The following is a 14778-nucleotide window of genomic DNA, read 5'->3' as shown; positions in this document are numbered from 1 at the left end:
AAATGGTCCGCGTGACGAGGATCTGACCGGGGGGTCAGAGCGGAATATTGCCGTGTTTGCGCCAGGGGTTTTTCAGATCCTTGCTGCGCAGCATCGCCAGTCCCTTGCACAGGCGGCGCCGGGTGCCGTGCGGCATGATGACGTCGTCGATGTAACCCCGCGCCCCTGCCACGAACGGGTTGGCGAAGGTGCTGCGGTATTCCTCGGTCCGTTCGGCGATCTTGATCGGATCGTCCAGGTCCTTGCGGAAGATGATCTCCACCGCGCCCTTCGGACCCATGACCGCGATCTCGGCCGACGGCCAGGCGTAGTTCAGGTCACCGCGCAGATGCTTGGACGCCATCACCACATAGGCCCCGCCGTAAGCCTTGCGGGTAATCACGGTGATCTTCGGCACCGTCGCCTCGGCATAGGCGTACAGCAGCTTGGCGCCATGCTTGATGATGCCGCCGTATTCCTGCGCCACACCGGGCATGAAGCCCGGCACGTCCACGAAGGTGACGATGGGGATGTTGAAGGCATCGCAGAAGCGCACGAACCGGGCGCCCTTGCGCGCGCTGTCGATATCCAGGCAGCCCGCCAGCACCATCGGTTGGTTGGCCACGAAGCCCACGGTGCGGCCCTCGATGCGGCCGAAGCCGGTGATCAGGTTGCCGGCGAAACGCGGCGCGATCTCGAAGAAATCGTGCTCGTCCACGACCTTCTCGATCAGCTCCTTCATGTCGTAGGGCTTGTTCGGGTTGTCCGGAATCAGTGTGTCCAGCGAGAACTCCTCGCGGTCGAACGGGTCGGCGGTCGGCCGCACCGGCGGGGCCTCGCGGTTGTTCGCGGGCAGGAAGTTCATGAATCGGCGCAGGCTCAGCAGCGCCTCGACGTCGTTGGGGAACGACCTGTCGGCCACGCCGGAGGTACCGGTGTGGGTCAGGGCACCGCCCAGTTCCTCGGCCGTCACGACCTCGTGCGTGACGGTCTTCACCACCTCGGGGCCGGTCACGAACATGTTCGAGGAATCCTCGACCATGAAGATGAAGTCCGTGATGGCCGGGGAGTAAACCGCACCGCCCGCGCACGGTCCCATGATCATGGAGATCTGCGGCACCACGCCGGAGGCGTTGACGTTGCGCTGGAACACCTCGGCATACCCGGCCAGACTGTCCACGCCCTCCTGGATCCGCGCGCCGCCGGAGTCGTTCAGGCCGATGATGGGCGCCCCCAGCTTCATGGCCTGATCCATGACCTTGCAGATCTTTTCGGCATGGGCCATCGACAGCGACCCACCGAACACCGTGAAATCCTGACTGAACACGAACACCAGCCGGCCGTTGATCGTCCCGTGCCCGGTGACGACGCCGTCGCTGGGAACCCGGTTCTCCTCCATGCCGAAGTGGGTGCAGCGGTGCTCGACGAACATGTCCCACTCCTCGAAGGAGCCGGGATCGAGCAGCAGGTCGATGCGTTCGCGCGCCGTCAGTTTGCCGCGGCCATGCTGCGCTTCGATGCGCGCCTGGCCGCCGCCCAGGCGCGCCTGGGCTCGCTTGGCATCAAGCTCACGAATGATGTCCTGCATGATCCCTGTTCCCAGTGGAGTGATGACCCAACGCGGCCCAAACGGACCGCCGCGACTGTGCGCTGCGGTATGGAGATCATGCGGCGCAGCATGAGTCAACGCAAGACCGTTATCGAGTTCGCCCTCGTTCCGATAGGAAGTTGCGCCATCAGCCCTCTCTGATCAAGAGGTGGAGTCAGCGTTGCCGCGCCGCAGCATCGGCTGCGACGTTGCTGGGCGATCATGCTTTCCCATATCTGGTGTCGTCACAATCGATTCACACAAAACAAGGGTGACACGGACCCGCCGCGCGCGTATCGTTTCGGGGTGGACAGGTTGAGGAGGATCGCTTGATGACGGGATCGGCGGTGCGCATCGGTCACCTGACGCCGTCGGGGCTCTCGTCCCACTCTTCGCCCCTCTCCCTGTTCCCGGCCGTTCCGCCGCGGACCGGCCGTTCCGGTGCCGGTGCCGGACCATGCGCCCCTACTTCCGTGAGACCCCGCGCCTCCGAGACCCTCGGGGGCGCTTTTTTGTGCCGGGCCGGGTTCGGTTCGGCCGGTGTCCCCCTGCCTCTCCCTCATGAAAGGACGTGACCGTCATGGCCAAACGCTCCGCTAAGTCCGCCGCCGCCCGTCCGCCGCAGGAGATGAGCGATAACGCCCCGGTGCCCCTGCACCCGCTGCGCGCCGGCTGGGATCCCATCGACGGACTCCGCGATCAGAGCTACAAGCGCACGGTCAGGCCGCAGAACGAGAACCAGCGCCGCCTGATTGAGGCCATGGAGGACCATCCGCTGACCCTGGCCGTCGGCCCGGCCGGCACCGGCAAGACCTACCTGGCCATCGCCACCGCCGTGCGCCAGCTTGAGGAAGGCCGCATCGACCGCATCGTGCTGTCCCGACCGGCCATCGAGGCTGGCGAGAACCTGGGCTACCTGCCCGGCACGATGGAGGAAAAACTGCTGCCCTATCTGCGGCCGCTCTACGACGCGCTGTCCGACCGCACCGGGGGCAAACGGCTGAAGGCGCTGATCGCCGACGGCACCATCGAGATCGCCCCCATCGCTTACATGCGCGGACGTACGCTGAACAACTGCTTCGTGGTCATCGACGAGGCGCAGAACTGTACCTACGGTCAGATCAAGATGCTGCTGACCCGGTTGGGCTGGCATTCGCGCATGGTCATCACCGGTGATCCGGACCAGAGCGACCTGCTGCCCGGCGTGTCCGGGCTGGCCGACATCGCGAACCGGCTGAGCGCCCTGGATGATATCGCCGTGGTCCAGTTGACCGACCGTGACGTGGTGCGTCACCCGCTGGTGTCGTGCATGCTGGCGGTGCTGTAGGGCCTGCCGACGACAGGGGCGCGGTCCCGGCCCATCCCTTTGGGATTGGACGAAAGGGGTCCGGGATGGCGGTGCTCGTCCTTGAATATGCTCAGCCTGCCCTTCGTCCTCGCTCCTGATTTCGAACTGTTGTCGTCGCAACTGTGGCTGTGCCCCAGATTGTCAACAGGCCCTGGGGCGAGGGCGGTGTGTTTGATGAGCCTGTGGGCGCTGTCTGTTCAATCTGGTTGTGCGAGGACAATGAGAGCCGAACCCACGAGGACCGACGGTGTTTCGGACGAGCCCCGATGCAAACCTTCCCCGATGCAAACCTTCATTGACACCGCCCCGACGGCCCGAGAAAAAAAACACCCCGCTCCGTTGTCGCGAGGCAAGGACCGTGATGCCCCGTTCCCCCCGCACCCTGATCCTGGGCGGTGCCCGCTCCGGCAAGAGCCGCCACGCCGAGGCTCTGGTCCTGGAGGCCGCGCGGGCGACCGACACCAAGCCGGTGTACATCGCCACTTACAGACCCTGGGGCGATGACCCGGAAATGGACGACCGCATCCTTCGCCACCAAATGCGGCGGGGCACGGCCTGGGACTTGGTCGAGGCACCGGTCACGTTACCCGACACCCTGGCCGCGCATGCCGACCGGCCGGTCCTGGTGGACTGTTTGACACTGTGGCTCACCAATCTGTTGCTGGACGAGGCCGGCATTGAGGGGCAGATCGGCCGCCTGCTGGCCGCGCTGGAGACCCGGGGCGTTCCAGCGGTGTTGGTGGCCAACGAGGTCGGACTCGGCCTCGTGCCGGAGACGCCGCTGGGCCGACGCTTCCGCGACGAGGCCGGGCGGCTGAACCAGCGTGTGGCGGCGGCCTGCGAGCGGGTGGTGTTCATCGCTGCCGGCCTGCCCCTGACACTCAAGGACCAGGGCCGGGCGTAGGTCGGGGCCGGTGGGGCGACTCGACGGCTGACCCGCAACGAAACCATTGACGATCTTCAACGACAACCGTGCGGACGCCGGGTATCGTGAATCCTGCCTCCGCGTGTCGTTGAGAAAACGACAGGGTCGGTTGGGCTCGGTGGACCCCTCGGCTCGGTGTCGGGTCCCGCTCTCTCAGCATGCAGTGGGTGTCACTCCTGTCGCCGTAACAGGGCAGGGGGGCTGTCCTGACCAAGGACCCATGGGAGGGCCTCGTCGTGGATGTGTCCGGACCCAGGTCGAAAAGCGTCTCCAGCACCCTGGACCTCCACCATCATCGCATGGTGGGGCGGCTGAAGAACATCATGGACACTTTGCGCCACCGAGCATGTCCGGCCGACACCGTGGCCGACGAGATCGGCTTCCTGGTGCTGGAGGTCGAGGCCTACCGCGCGTTCATTCACCGTCACGCCAATGTTCTTCAGCAGACCTTTCCGACGATGGGCCGGGATGAACTGCAGGACAACGCCGATTCCCTCTATTTCGACGTGCTGAAACTGCATGACCGGATCCAGGACGGGGATGTCAAGGATTCCCAGACGGCGGCTCACATCGCCCGGGTTGGCGGGCGTCTGCTGGATCGGGCGCAGCGCAGTCACACCAGCAAACACCGGCGGCGGGCCGATCAGGTTGCCTTCATCCGCGCTCAGTTGCACGGCGTGGGTGGGCGTTTGCTCGGGTCGGCCTGATCCCGCCCGACCGAAGCGCTCACGCGTCAACGTCTGCCGCGCTTGCCCCTCATCTCAACCCCTGGATCGGCGTTCGACCGGAGCAGACCGATCAAGCGGATTTCGGACTACCAGTACCGCAGCGCATCCCTGAAGATGTCGGCCAGATCGCTCTCGTCTGGGTCGCGTGGGGCCTGCACCAACAGACGCTTCTGCTGGACCGCCCCCTTGACCAAGGCCGGGATGTCCGCCTCGGTGTAGCCCAGGGCGCCGATCCCGTTGGGACAGCCGGTATTGCGCATGATCTCCGCCAGCCGCGCCGCCAGCGCCTCGCCGCCGTGTTCCTGTGTCAGGTTGCGGGTGTCCGCGCCCAGGGCTTGGGCGGCCTGCAGGTGGCGCTCCGGACAGGCCGGCGCGGTGAAGCGGAACGCCGCCGGCGCATTCACCACGACCGACAGGCCATGCGGCACCATGGGCGCCTCGTCCTCGTAGCCGGCGGCGACGTAGCGGTGATTCTGCCCGGCGACGGCGTAGCTCATGGCGTGCGGGATGTGCACGCCGGCGTTGCCGAAGGCCATGCCGGCCAGGGTGGAGGCGAACATGAGATGGTCACGCGCCTCGTGGTCCTTGGGGTCGGCATAGGCGCGTTCCAGATAACGCCCGCCCAACTCGATCGCCTTCAGGGACCCGATGTCGGACCACGGATTCGAGCCCTGGTAGGGCGGACGCAGGGCCGGGTTGGCCGGATAGTCCCGGGTCCGGAAGTCGCGCGCGGTCCAGCTTTCGATGGCGTGGGTCAGCACGTCCAGGCCCGTCGAGCACACCACGCCGACCGGCAGCGTGTAGGTCGTCGTGGGATCGACCACGGCCCGCGTCGGCTTCAGGTGCCGGTGGGCGATGCCGGTCTTCACATTCTCCGACACGAAATCGAAGATGGCCGTGGCCGTCATCTCGCTGCCGGTGCCGCAGGTGGTGGGGCAGGCCAGATGCGGCTTTAGTGGCCCCGGCACCGGCTTTCCGTGGCCCATCGGCGCGTTGACATAGGCCAGGAAGTCGTCCGGATGGGTGGCGTACAGGTTCGCGGCTTTGCAGGTGTCCATGACCGAGCCGCCGCCGATGGACACGAAGCCATCGAAACCGCCGTCGGCGGCGAAGGCGGCGGCCTCGCGGAACGCGGCGTCCGTCGGCTCGACCCGCACCGCGTCATAGACCACGACGTCCAGCCCCTCGCGGGCGATGGCCGCGCGGGCGATGGCCACGGGCTCGCTCGTCGCCAGATGCCGGTCGGTGAAAAGCGCGACCCGCCGCGCATTCAGGGCCTTGATGTCGTGGCCCAGTTCCCGCAAGGCGCCACGGCCGTACTTCAGCGGGACCGCCTCGACGGTGAAAATGTGCTCAGGGCTGTCCGGTGTCTTTGTCATGATCGGTTTCCTCCCGCGATGGAGTGCCGCTGCTGCCCTCCCGCCCCGACAGCAACTCTGAAACGCCGGACGATACGCTTGATTGGCAGTGGCGCGTCAGGGCCTTGCGCGACGCGAACGCACCCGCCTCAATTGGGTCGTGAATGATCACTTCCGCCGTGACCGTGCCCAGGCCGAGCACCGTCCACAGATGCGGGGCGAGGTCCATGTCACCGTACCACGCATAGTATGGCCGCCAGACGCGCCCGATCGGTATCCCGTCAAGGCGGGTGTAGGCCAGCGAGACCGGCTGGACCGTCAGGGCCGCCGTCGCGTCGGCGCTCTCCTGCGATCCGCGCCGGCGTCCGTGTCCGGGCTCGGCCACGGCCAGCAGCGCGCTTTTGAACGGCAACACCCGATTGCCGTCGTTGCTGGTGCCTTCCGGGAACAGAACCAGGGGCTCTCCGGCCGCCAGTCTGTGGGCGATTTCGTCGCGTCCCTTGCCGGTGCTGGCGCGCTTGCGCTGCACAAACACCGTGCGCCCCAGGCGCGCCAGCAGGCCGAACCCGGGCCAAGTGCCGACCTCCGACTTGGCCACGAAGCAGGTATCCACCAGGGCGCCTAAAACGACAATGTCCAGATAGGAGGTATGATTCGACAGGATGAGCAGGGGCCGTGCCCGCGTGAAGACACCGCGCCGCACCTGCACGCGCAGTCCGATGAGGCGGGTGGACACCCGCCAGTAGAACACGGCCATGCTTCGACAGGGCCCGTGCAGGCGCAGCCCCAGCATCAGGGCATAGGGCGGCACCACGGCCACGGTCCACACCAGGAACAGCGTGAGGCGCAACAGCGCGCGGAGGGAAGAGGTCATCCCCGACATCGGCGGTATCAGGATCCCATGGGCGTGGTCACGGGGCTGGCGGACCGGCGCGGCTCACAGCGCGGTGGTCGGCACGGATCGAGCGGTGCGGTCATAATGCCGCTGGTACTTCTCCGCCACGAGATCGGTTTTCACAATCACACAAACGTCGGTGGTGTTGAACTGCTGATCGACGTAGGCGCCGTCGCCGACGTACCCGCCAAGGCGGAGATAGCCCTTGATGAGGGGCGGCAGGCCGGCCAGAACCCTGCGTTGATCCAGCACCGTCGGATCGGTCAGGTTCATGGCCTGATAGAATTCCGGCAGCGCCACCGGTCGGATGTCCTCCGGCGCCAGATGATGGTGGTGCAGATAGCTCAATTCGGGGGCCAGCGCGGCGACATCGGTGCCGTGCAGGCTGGCGCAGCCGAACATCAGGCCAACATCGTGTCGGTGAGAATAGGCGGCGATGCCACGCCACAACTGTTGCATGGTATGGCGGTTGCGGTACCGTGCGTCGACGCACGAGCGGCCCAACTCCATCACCTCATAGGGTTGCGACAGGATGGGCGAGATATCGTATTCGGAGGCGGTGTAGAAGCTGCCGGCCCGTTGGGCGTGCTCGCGCCGCATCAGCCTGTAGGTGCCGACAACGCGTTCCCCACCGGTGCCCAGGGAATGGTCGATGACCAGAAGGTGATCGGCGATGTTGTCGAAGTCGTCGAAGTCCCGCTGACACTCAAGGTTTTCAAGGCTGGGCCGAGCGCCCTTTTCGTTGTAGAAAATGCGAAAACGCAGAGCCTGGGCGGCACGGATCTCGTCCTCCGTGTCGGCCAGAACAACATCCAGGTCGCCCGCGCGCAAGTCCCCGAGAGAGCCCATCTCACTCCTTGTCCGGATTCACGGTTCCGGTTGCCCCATGTTGCGACGAACCGGCGGACGCTGTCGCGCCTGACCGTCCGCCTCGATCCCGCCGGGTGAATCCGACGGTACCAGGACCCGGATGATGCCGGACCATGATCCCTTGTTGCAAGTCCGTGTCGGCGAGAGGGGCCCGTCTGCGGTGAGCCCGGCTAGGATGCGCCATTGCCGGTGTCGTCCTTGAAGGCCCGACCGTACAATTCCAGGCGGTGACCTCGCAACTCATAGCCCAGGTCGCGGGCGATGCGTTCCTGCAGTTTCTCGATCTCGGAATTTTGGAATTCGATCACCCGACCGGTTTCAAGATCGATCAGGTGGTCGTGATGACGTTCCGAGAGTTCCTCATAGCGGGCGCGGCCGTCGCGGAAATCGTGCCGTTCCAGGATTTCATTCTCCTCGAACAGGCGAACCGTACGATACACCGTGGCAATGCTGATGCGCGGATCAATGGCCGTGGCGCGGCGATACACTTCCTCGACATCCGGATGGTCGGTTGCCTCGGACAGGACTTGGGCAATTACGCGTCGCTGGCCGGTCATTTTCATGCCCTTGTCGACGCAGCGTTGCTCTATACGGGATGTCATGGACAGGCGCCGCTTGGTCCTTGTTACCGACACGCGCCCCATATTAGGGGCGGATCGCGAAAAAGAAAAGGCATGCCCGCGCCGCCCTCCGTTCGGGAGGGAAGAGGCCTTCGGAGCCGGGGGGACTCGGGCGAAGCGCTTTCGGGCGGCCCGCGCCAAGGATGCGTGAAGGGAGCCAGCCGGCTCCCCCAAAATGCCGAACCGGGTCGATTCGGCCGGCATCACGCGGCGCGTGGGGCGATCAGTGGGCTCAGCCCTCGTTGGACTGGCGGCGGGCCCGGGTGCCAAGGCCGATTTTCTTGGCCAGGGAACTGCGGTGTTCGGCGTAGTTGGGGGCGACCATCGGATAGTCCGGCGCAAGGCCCCAGCGCTCGCGGTATTCCTCCGGCGTCATGCCGTAGGCGGTCTTGAGGTGGCGCTTGAGCATCTTCAGCTTCTTGCCGTCCTCAAGGCAGACAATGTAGTCGGGCGTCACGGACTTCTTGATCGGCACCGCCGGCTGCGGCCGTTCCTGCGGCTGTTCCGTCTGGCCCACCGTAGCCAGACTGCGGTGAACATCTTGAATCAGCGTGGTAAGGTCGGCAACCGCCACGGAGTTGTTCCCGACATGCGCGGACACGATCTGGGCGGTCAGGCGGAGAAGTTCAGGTTCGTTGGCTGGCGACGACATCAATCGACCTTTCGTACTGTACCGTGGCTTGATTTGGTGTTGGGCAGCAACGGCGTTCACGCCATACCAGGACAACAGGTGCACTGCGGAGTCTTGGCGGCGAACGGCGAATCTCCCATATCCCATTGGAGCTATTATAGTGGAATTAGATAAATCCGGCAAGTGCCGTGAGGTACCAAAACGCCGATTTCACGTGGGCAACGAAAACCAGGACGACCATGAGCCAGAATGAAATCGATATCACGGCGGATGTCTGCCCCTTTACCTTCGTCAAGACGAAGCTTCTTGTGGAGCGGATGGGGGTGGGCGAGACAGCCTTGGTTCGTCTTAAGGGACGGGAACCGCTCAAGAATGTTCCCCGATCATTGATCGAACACGGTCACGCAGTCCTTTCGGTGGATCCGGAGGTGGGAGAAGGGCCGGATGGTGTTCATCGGCTGGTCTTGAAGAAATTGGTCTAGCGGAATCCCTCAGTTATGGCTTCATCGGCGGGCATTGTGCGTCGGTGCACCATGAAAAGCGCCGTTACTCAGGTGGCGAATCGCCCGCGCTCGGCAGAAGCGGCCGGGCCATCACCAGGGCATCGCGTGATGGTCCGCCGGTCGCCGCATAGTAGCCGGGGCGGCGCCCCGCGACGGTGTATCCATGCGCGGAATAAAAGGCAATGGCTGCGCTGTTCTCTTCCGCCACCTCCAGGATCATCCGCGCCACGCCGCCGCCGGAGAGGTCGGCTTCCGCCCGGGCCAGCAGGGCCCGGCCGATGCCGCGCCGCCGCAACGGGCCCGGGCGCGTGGCGATGGTCAGGATGTCGGCGCTGTCGCCGCCGATCTGGACCAGCAGCATGCCGGCCGGATCGGTGTCCGGTCCCGGCGTCTCGACGGTGGCCAGCCAGCCGCGCAGGCCGGGTAGGGCGAGAACCTCGGCCATTTCGGAGTCGCGCCACGGCCGGTGCCAGGGCTGATCCGCGAAGCAGACCCGGTGCAACGCGGCCAGGACCGGGGCGTGCGCAGGCGTCACCACGACGAGTCCGATGGTCTCGCTCACGGTCGCGCCCGCGTGTTGGGCGGCGGAAGGGTGGCGTCCGGCGCGCGGACGTAGAGCGGTCTTGGCGGCCCGGCCTGACCCGGGTGAGTGGCCGCGAACTCCGCCAGCGCGGCCGGATCGGGCGGACGGGCGGCGTCCGGAGCGATCAGGGCGCCGGGCGGCAACGGCATCGGCAGCAGGCCCACCCCGTCCCCGAACAGGCGCACCGGGCCGTTCGGCACCATGGCCAGCGCCCGATCCGGCGGCAGCGAGACGGGATCACCCATCGAAAGGGCACCGGAGTCGAACAGATGCAGGAACACCTCGGCGCGGCGGGCATCCACAATCACGGCAATGGGCGCGTCCCGGGGCTCGGTCGGTGCCGCCATGACCGCCAGCACGGCCGTGGAGGCGAAGCCGAGCACCGGGCATCCGGCGGCCAGTGCCAGCCCACGCGAAAACGCCAGCCCGACCCGGAGGCCGGTGAAGCTGCCCGGCCCCACGGTGACCGCGATGGCCGCGAGGTCCTGAACCGACAGTCCGGCGTCGGCCAGCACCTGTCCGGCCATCGGCGCCAGGGCCTCGGCGTGCCCGTGCTCCATGGCGCGGTCGGCGCGGGCCAGAACGGCGCCATCGTGCCACACACACACGCCGCAGGCCCGGCCGGATGTGTCCAGGGCCAGCAGCGGTCCCGTGATGGAACTCCTCATGCAGGTCGCTCCGGCATCAGGCGAGTGCCGGCGGCGGTGTCGCTCAGGACCGGATAGCGGCCGCGCGGTTTGAAAAGCTGATAGTGCCACCACTCGTTCCGATAGAAATCCCAGTCGGCAGCGGTCATCAGGCCGAGCAGAAGAAGGCGGTTGCGCTGCGCCTCCGCCGACACATCCAGACTGCCGTGATGCGATTCGGGGCGCATGTCGTCGAAGCCCGTGCCCATGTCCAGCGGTGTGCCCGTGACCGCGTCCACCAGGGTCAGATCCACGGCCGCGCCCATGGAATGGGGCGAGCCCCGGCGCGGATCGGCGAGGAACTCCGGATCGGGGTAGGCATCCCACAGTTTCCATTGCGCCTCCGCCGGACGAAAGCCGTCGAATACGCACAGCCGCAGGCCCAGCGGACGGGCCAACGCCACCGCCCGCCCCAGCAGCGCGGCGGCGTCCATGTGCAGGAAGCACGCCGCCCGCCCATAGATGGGCCGGCCGGCGATGTTGTCCACCGTGGCATAGCGCAGGTCGAGGTCGAGGTCGTATCCCTCGGGGGTGATTTCAATCAGCATGATGTCGGGACCGGGCCTCTCGTTCACAGGGTCTCACCCAGCATGACGGGCATGCGGGCTTTGGAAAAGCAGGGGGCTCGTCCCAGGCGGCGGGACACATGATCTACCCCCGGTCCAGCAGCGCGACGCCCTTGATCATGGCATAAACCGGCTGGCTCGGCGCCAAACCCAGCAGGTCCCAGGACTTGCGGGTGATGCGCGCCAGCAGGGGCGCGCCGGTCCCATCGTCGCCCAGGGCGAGGAACACAGTCATCAGGTGATTGCCGGCTGGTTCGGCGCCGGTGATGCGCGCGGGCAGGACGTTCAGAATACTGGACTCGCCCTCGGCCGTCGCCGTGCGGCGCAGGCTGACGTCGGCGGCCAGGATGCGCAACCGGCGCCGGGTTCCAGGGTCTCCAGCCACGCCCGGCACCACCAGCCGCCCGCCCGGCACCGCCACGGTGGACAGCCCGTAGGCGGCGTCCACCGCTACGACCTCGGCCTCCATCACCTCGGCGGCTTCCGGCAGGCGGGCCAGCGGCAGCGTCGGGTCGGCCAGCAAATCGGCCAGCGGCCCGACCGCGCGCACCCGTCCGGCCTCCATCAGCACCAGGGTATCGGCCAGCCGCTCCACCTCGGCGATGTCGTGGCTGACGTACAGAACGGGGATTTCGAGGGTATCGTGCAGCCGCTCCAGATAGGGAAGGATGTCCTCCTTGCTGGCGCGGTCCAGCGCTGACAACGGCTCGTCCATCAACAGTAGGCGCGGCTGCGACAGCAGCGCCCGGCCGATGGCCACCCGTTGACGCTCGCCGCCGGACAGCACCGCCGTCGGCCGGTCGAGCAGACGGGCGAGGCCTAGCAACGCGACCACGTCGTCGAACGCCACCCGGTCCGTCTCGCCGCGCACCCGCTTCTGGCCATAACGCAGGTTGTCGGTCACCGACAGGTGGGGAAACAGGCTGGCTTCCTGGAACACATACCCGACCGGGCGCCGGTGCGGCGGGACGAAGCGCCGCCGGCCGTCCTGCCAGACGTCGCCGTCCACCCGCAGCGCCGCGTCCGAAAGGCGCGTCAAGCCGGCCACGCAGCGCAGCACCGTCGTCTTGCCGCAGCCGGAGGGGCCGAACAGCGCCGTCACGCCGCGCGCCGGAACATCAAAGCGCGCGTCCAGCGAGAAACCGCCCAGGCGGCCCCGGAACAGGGCAGTGATGATGCTCATCCCGGCCCGCGCCTCCAGTCCAGGCGCTTGCCGGCCAGACCCACGGTCAGGATCACCAGGAACGAGAACACCACCATGCCGCCGGCCAGGATGTGCGCCTTGCCCCATTGCAGCGTCTCGACATAGTCGTAGATGGCGATGGACAGCACCTTGGTCTCGCCGGGAATGCTGCCGCCGATCATCAGCACGACGCCGAACTCGCCGACCGTGTGGGCGAAGCTCAGAACCGCGCCGGTCAGGAACCCACCGCGCGCCAGCGGTATGGCGACGGTGACGAAGCGATCCAAGGGCGAGGCGCGCAAGGTGGCCGCGACCTCCAGAGGGCGGTCGCCGATGGCCTCGAAGGCATTGCGGAGGGGCTGAACGGCGAACGGCAGCGAATAGATGACGGAGGCCACCACCAGCCCTTCAAAGGAAAACGGCAGGGCCTGACCGAACACCGCCGTGGCGGCCTGCCCCAGCGGGCTGTTTGGGCCGAAGGCGATCAGCAGGTAAAAGCCGAGCACCGTCGGCGGCAGCACCAGGGGCAGGGTCACCACGGCCCCGAGAATTTCCTTCCACCACGCCTTCGAGCGCGCCAGCCACCAGGCGATGGGCGTGCCGACCAGCATCAGGATCCCGGTGGTCACCAGGGCCAGGGTGACGGTCAACTGGATGGCCTGAGTCATGGCGTCCATGGTCGGTGCCTCCGGTGCCGGCCGCTCGCTACTCCTTCGGGCGCAGGTCCACGACGCGCTTGGCCTTGCCCATCGAGCGTTCGATGCCGCCGCCCTCGACCACCGTCACCGTCGTGCTGACACCGATGTAGGACTTGATGTGGTGTTGCAACTCCTTGGCGGCGGCGGTCTTGGCGCTTTCGTCGTGCAGGTCGGGGCGGACCTCGATCTTGATGGTGAGGTCGTCGAGGTGGCGTTCGCGGCGCACCTCAAGCTGGTAGTGCGGCGCCAGACGATGATCCTTGAGGATCATTTCCTCGATCTGCGACGGGAAGACATTGACCCCGCGGATGATGAGCATGTCGTCGGAACGCCCGGTCACCTTTTCCATGCGCCGCATCGACCGCGCCGTGCCCGGGAACAGCCGGGTCAGGTCGCGGGTGCGGTAGCGGATGATCGGCATGGCCTCCTTGGTCAGGCTGGTGAACACCAGTTCCCCCAACTCGCCGTCCGGCAGCACCGCACCGGTCTCCGGGTCGATGATCTCCGGGTAGAAATGGTCTTCCCAGATGTGCGGACCATCCTTGCTCTCGATGCATTCCTGGGCGACCCCGGGACCGATCACCTCCGACAGGCCGTAGATGTCGACGGCGTCGATGCCCAGGCGGGTTTCCAGTTCGTCGCGCATGCGGTTGGTCCACGGCTCGGCCCCGAACAGGCCGGCCCGCAGCGAGCAATCGCGCGGGTCCATGCCCTGGCGTTCCATCTGGTCGGCGATCACCAGCATGTAGGACGGCGTGACCATGATGAGGTCGGGCTCGAAGTCCTTGATGAGCTGGACCTGCCGCTCGGTCTGACCGCCCGACATGGGGATGACGGTGGCGCCCAGCGTCTCGGCGCCGTAGTGCGCGCCCAGGCCGCCCGTGAACAGGCCGTAGCCGTACGACACCAGCACCCGGTCCTTGTGGCGGCCGCCGGCGGCCCGGATCGACCGCGCCATGACGCTGGCCCACATCTTGATGTCGGCCTGGGTGTAGCCGACCACCGTGGGCTTGCCCGTGGTGCCCGACGAGGCATGGATGCGCACCACCTCACTCATGGGCACGGCGAAGCTGCCGAACGGATAGGTTTCCCGCAGGTCCTGCTTGGTGGTGAACGGGAACCGGGCGAGGTCGGAGAGGTCCTTGAAGTCGTCCGGGGACACGCCGGCCGCGTCGCATTTGGCCCTGTAGTGCGGCACGTTCTCGTAGGCGTGGCGCAGGCTCCAGGCCATGCGGCGGGTCTGCACGGCGGCGATCTGGTCGCGCGTGGCGGTCTCGATCGGGTCCAGTTCGTGTTCCAGCGGTCGCTTCGTCAGGTCCATGTGTCTCCTCCCCCGGGGGCCCCGGGTGGCGCCCGGGATTCGTAAAGTGTGCTTGATTGGCTGCTCGCGGCGCCGGGGTCAAGGGGGAGGTTTACAAGGGCACGGCAACGAGTCCAGGTTAATGAACCGGGTCTGCAATGAGCTGGGCAATGACGGCGGGGTCCCAGCCTGCGACCTTGCGGGTAGTCTTGATGGATCGCTTGCCGCGTCCGGCGCGGATGATATTGAAGGCGAAGCGGCGCACGAGGGCCATGTTCTGGGCGCCGTGCCCCCGTCGCAGTCGCGACTGATCCTCC

General features: G+C 66.7%; 16 protein-coding genes. 4 read left to right on the top strand and 12 right to left on the bottom strand.

Going from position 1 to position 14778, the window contains the following annotated elements:
- Positions 1-34: 34 nt before the first annotated feature.
- Positions 35-1567: an acyl-CoA carboxylase subunit beta gene (locus BLS85_RS12235; RefSeq protein WP_092786702.1), complete on the bottom strand. Its 1533-nt coding sequence runs from the start codon at positions 1565-1567 to the stop codon at positions 35-37.
- Positions 1568-2147: 580 nt separating this feature from the next.
- Between BLS85_RS12235 and BLS85_RS12230 the strand changes: the two genes are divergently transcribed.
- The 3 genes from BLS85_RS12230 (at position 2148) to BLS85_RS12220 (ending at position 4547) form a co-directional block, all read left to right on the top strand.
- Positions 2148-2894: a PhoH family protein gene (locus BLS85_RS12230; protein WP_092786700.1), complete on the top strand. Its 747-nt coding sequence runs from the start codon at positions 2148-2150 to the stop codon at positions 2892-2894.
- Positions 2895-3276: 382 nt separating this feature from the next.
- Complete coding sequence (cobU, locus tag BLS85_RS12225; RefSeq protein WP_092786698.1) at positions 3277-3819, top strand: bifunctional adenosylcobinamide kinase/adenosylcobinamide-phosphate guanylyltransferase; 543 nt, start codon at positions 3277-3279, stop codon at positions 3817-3819.
- A 257-nt stretch (positions 3820-4076) separates the two neighbouring features.
- Positions 4077-4547 (top strand): hypothetical protein, encoded by a 471-nt coding sequence (locus BLS85_RS12220; RefSeq protein ID WP_092786696.1) that lies wholly within the window; start codon positions 4077-4079, stop codon positions 4545-4547.
- Positions 4548-4654: 107 nt separating this feature from the next.
- On the opposite strand, the gene BLS85_RS12215 is transcribed toward BLS85_RS12220, so the two are convergent.
- From BLS85_RS12215 to BLS85_RS12195, 5 genes are all read right to left on the bottom strand, one after another.
- Positions 4655-5947 (bottom strand): hydroxyacid-oxoacid transhydrogenase, encoded by a 1293-nt coding sequence (locus BLS85_RS12215; RefSeq protein ID WP_092786694.1) that lies wholly within the window; start codon positions 5945-5947, stop codon positions 4655-4657.
- Positions 5922-6800 (bottom strand): lysophospholipid acyltransferase family protein, encoded by an 879-nt coding sequence (locus tag BLS85_RS12210; RefSeq protein ID WP_092786938.1) that lies wholly within the window; start codon positions 6798-6800, stop codon positions 5922-5924. Before BLS85_RS12210 ends, BLS85_RS12215 begins: the two co-directional genes overlap by 26 nt.
- Positions 6801-6863: 63 nt before the next feature.
- Entirely contained in the window at positions 6864-7670 is an 807-nt protein-coding gene (locus BLS85_RS12205) for a GNAT family N-acetyltransferase (RefSeq protein WP_092786692.1), read from the bottom strand.
- 191 nt (positions 7671-7861) lie between these two features.
- Complete coding sequence (locus BLS85_RS12200; RefSeq protein WP_092786690.1) at positions 7862-8293, bottom strand: Fur family transcriptional regulator; 432 nt, start codon at positions 8291-8293, stop codon at positions 7862-7864.
- A gap of 250 nt (positions 8294-8543) precedes the next feature.
- The gene (locus BLS85_RS12195) at positions 8544-8963 is read right to left on the bottom strand and encodes a Ros/MucR family transcriptional regulator (RefSeq protein ID WP_092786688.1); all 420 of its coding nucleotides are present in this window, start codon (positions 8961-8963) and stop codon (positions 8544-8546) included.
- A gap of 218 nt (positions 8964-9181) precedes the next feature.
- Between BLS85_RS12195 and BLS85_RS12190 the strand changes: the two genes are divergently transcribed.
- Positions 9182-9424: a sulfurtransferase TusA family protein gene (locus tag BLS85_RS12190; protein WP_092786686.1), complete on the top strand. Its 243-nt coding sequence runs from the start codon at positions 9182-9184 to the stop codon at positions 9422-9424.
- Positions 9425-9488: 64 nt separating this feature from the next.
- Here BLS85_RS12190 and BLS85_RS12185 read toward each other — a convergent pair whose 3' ends face one another.
- The 6 genes from BLS85_RS12185 to paaK form a co-directional block, all read right to left on the bottom strand.
- Complete coding sequence (locus BLS85_RS12185; protein ID WP_092786684.1) at positions 9489-10007, bottom strand: GNAT family N-acetyltransferase; 519 nt, start codon at positions 10005-10007, stop codon at positions 9489-9491.
- Positions 10004-10696, bottom strand: a complete 693-nt coding sequence (tsaB, locus tag BLS85_RS12180) for a tRNA (adenosine(37)-N6)-threonylcarbamoyltransferase complex dimerization subunit type 1 TsaB (protein WP_092786682.1) — start codon at positions 10694-10696, stop codon at positions 10004-10006. Before tsaB ends, BLS85_RS12185 begins: the two co-directional genes overlap by 4 nt.
- The gene (gene ddpX / locus BLS85_RS12175) at positions 10693-11262 is read right to left on the bottom strand and encodes a D-alanyl-D-alanine dipeptidase (RefSeq protein WP_092786680.1); all 570 of its coding nucleotides are present in this window, start codon (positions 11260-11262) and stop codon (positions 10693-10695) included. Before ddpX ends, tsaB begins: the two co-directional genes overlap by 4 nt.
- 103 nt (positions 11263-11365) lie before the next feature.
- Positions 11366-12463, bottom strand: coding sequence for a molybdenum ABC transporter ATP-binding protein (gene modC / locus BLS85_RS12170; RefSeq protein WP_092786678.1), 1098 nt, complete (start codon positions 12461-12463; stop codon positions 11366-11368).
- Complete coding sequence (gene modB / locus BLS85_RS12165; protein ID WP_218128401.1) at positions 12460-13140, bottom strand: molybdate ABC transporter permease subunit; 681 nt, start codon at positions 13138-13140, stop codon at positions 12460-12462. Before modB ends, modC begins: the two co-directional genes overlap by 4 nt.
- Before the next feature lie 28 nt (positions 13141-13168).
- Positions 13169-14482, bottom strand: coding sequence for a phenylacetate--CoA ligase PaaK (gene paaK / locus BLS85_RS12160; RefSeq protein ID WP_092786676.1), 1314 nt, complete (start codon positions 14480-14482; stop codon positions 13169-13171).
- Positions 14483-14778 lie beyond the last annotated feature (296 nt).

Origin of the sequence: Rhodospira trueperi, from assembly GCF_900101965.1 — a bacterium.
In the GTDB taxonomy this organism is placed as follows: Bacteria; Pseudomonadota; Alphaproteobacteria; order Rhodospirillales; family Rhodospirillaceae; genus Rhodospira; species Rhodospira trueperi.
The sequence above is the reverse complement of the archived record's forward strand: the minus strand, read 5'-3'. Positions and strand labels throughout refer to the sequence as shown.

Bases quoted from the DNA above. Each gene is read 5' to 3' on its own strand.
- BLS85_RS12205 (WP_092786692.1), bottom strand. From the start codon at position 7,670: ATGGGCTCTCTCGGGGACTTGCGCGCGGGCGACCTGGATGTTGTTCTG.
- ddpX (WP_092786680.1), bottom strand. From the start codon at position 11,262: ATGCTGATTGAAATCACCCCCGAGGGATACGACCTCGACCTCGACCTG.
- BLS85_RS12230 (WP_092786700.1), top strand. From the start codon at position 2,148: ATGGCCAAACGCTCCGCTAAGTCCGCCGCCGCCCGTCCGCCGCAGGAG.
- cobU (WP_092786698.1), top strand. From the start codon at position 3,277: ATGCCCCGTTCCCCCCGCACCCTGATCCTGGGCGGTGCCCGCTCCGGC.
- BLS85_RS12215 (WP_092786694.1), bottom strand. From the start codon at position 5,947: ATGACAAAGACACCGGACAGCCCTGAGCACATTTTCACCGTCGAGGCG.
- paaK (WP_092786676.1), bottom strand. From the start codon at position 14,482: ATGGACCTGACGAAGCGACCGCTGGAACACGAACTGGACCCGATCGAG.
- BLS85_RS12200 (WP_092786690.1), bottom strand. From the start codon at position 8,293: ATGACATCCCGTATAGAGCAACGCTGCGTCGACAAGGGCATGAAAATG.
- BLS85_RS12210 (WP_092786938.1), bottom strand. From the start codon at position 6,800: ATGACCTCTTCCCTCCGCGCGCTGTTGCGCCTCACGCTGTTCCTGGTG.
- tsaB (WP_092786682.1), bottom strand. From the start codon at position 10,696: ATGAGGAGTTCCATCACGGGACCGCTGCTGGCCCTGGACACATCCGGC.
- BLS85_RS12235 (WP_092786702.1), bottom strand. From the start codon at position 1,567: ATGCAGGACATCATTCGTGAGCTTGATGCCAAGCGAGCCCAGGCGCGC.
- BLS85_RS12195 (WP_092786688.1), bottom strand. From the start codon at position 8,963: ATGTCGTCGCCAGCCAACGAACCTGAACTTCTCCGCCTGACCGCCCAG.
- BLS85_RS12190 (WP_092786686.1), top strand. From the start codon at position 9,182: ATGAGCCAGAATGAAATCGATATCACGGCGGATGTCTGCCCCTTTACC.
- modC (WP_092786678.1), bottom strand. From the start codon at position 12,463: ATGAGCATCATCACTGCCCTGTTCCGGGGCCGCCTGGGCGGTTTCTCG.
- modB (WP_218128401.1), bottom strand. From the start codon at position 13,140: ATGGACGCCATGACTCAGGCCATCCAGTTGACCGTCACCCTGGCCCTG.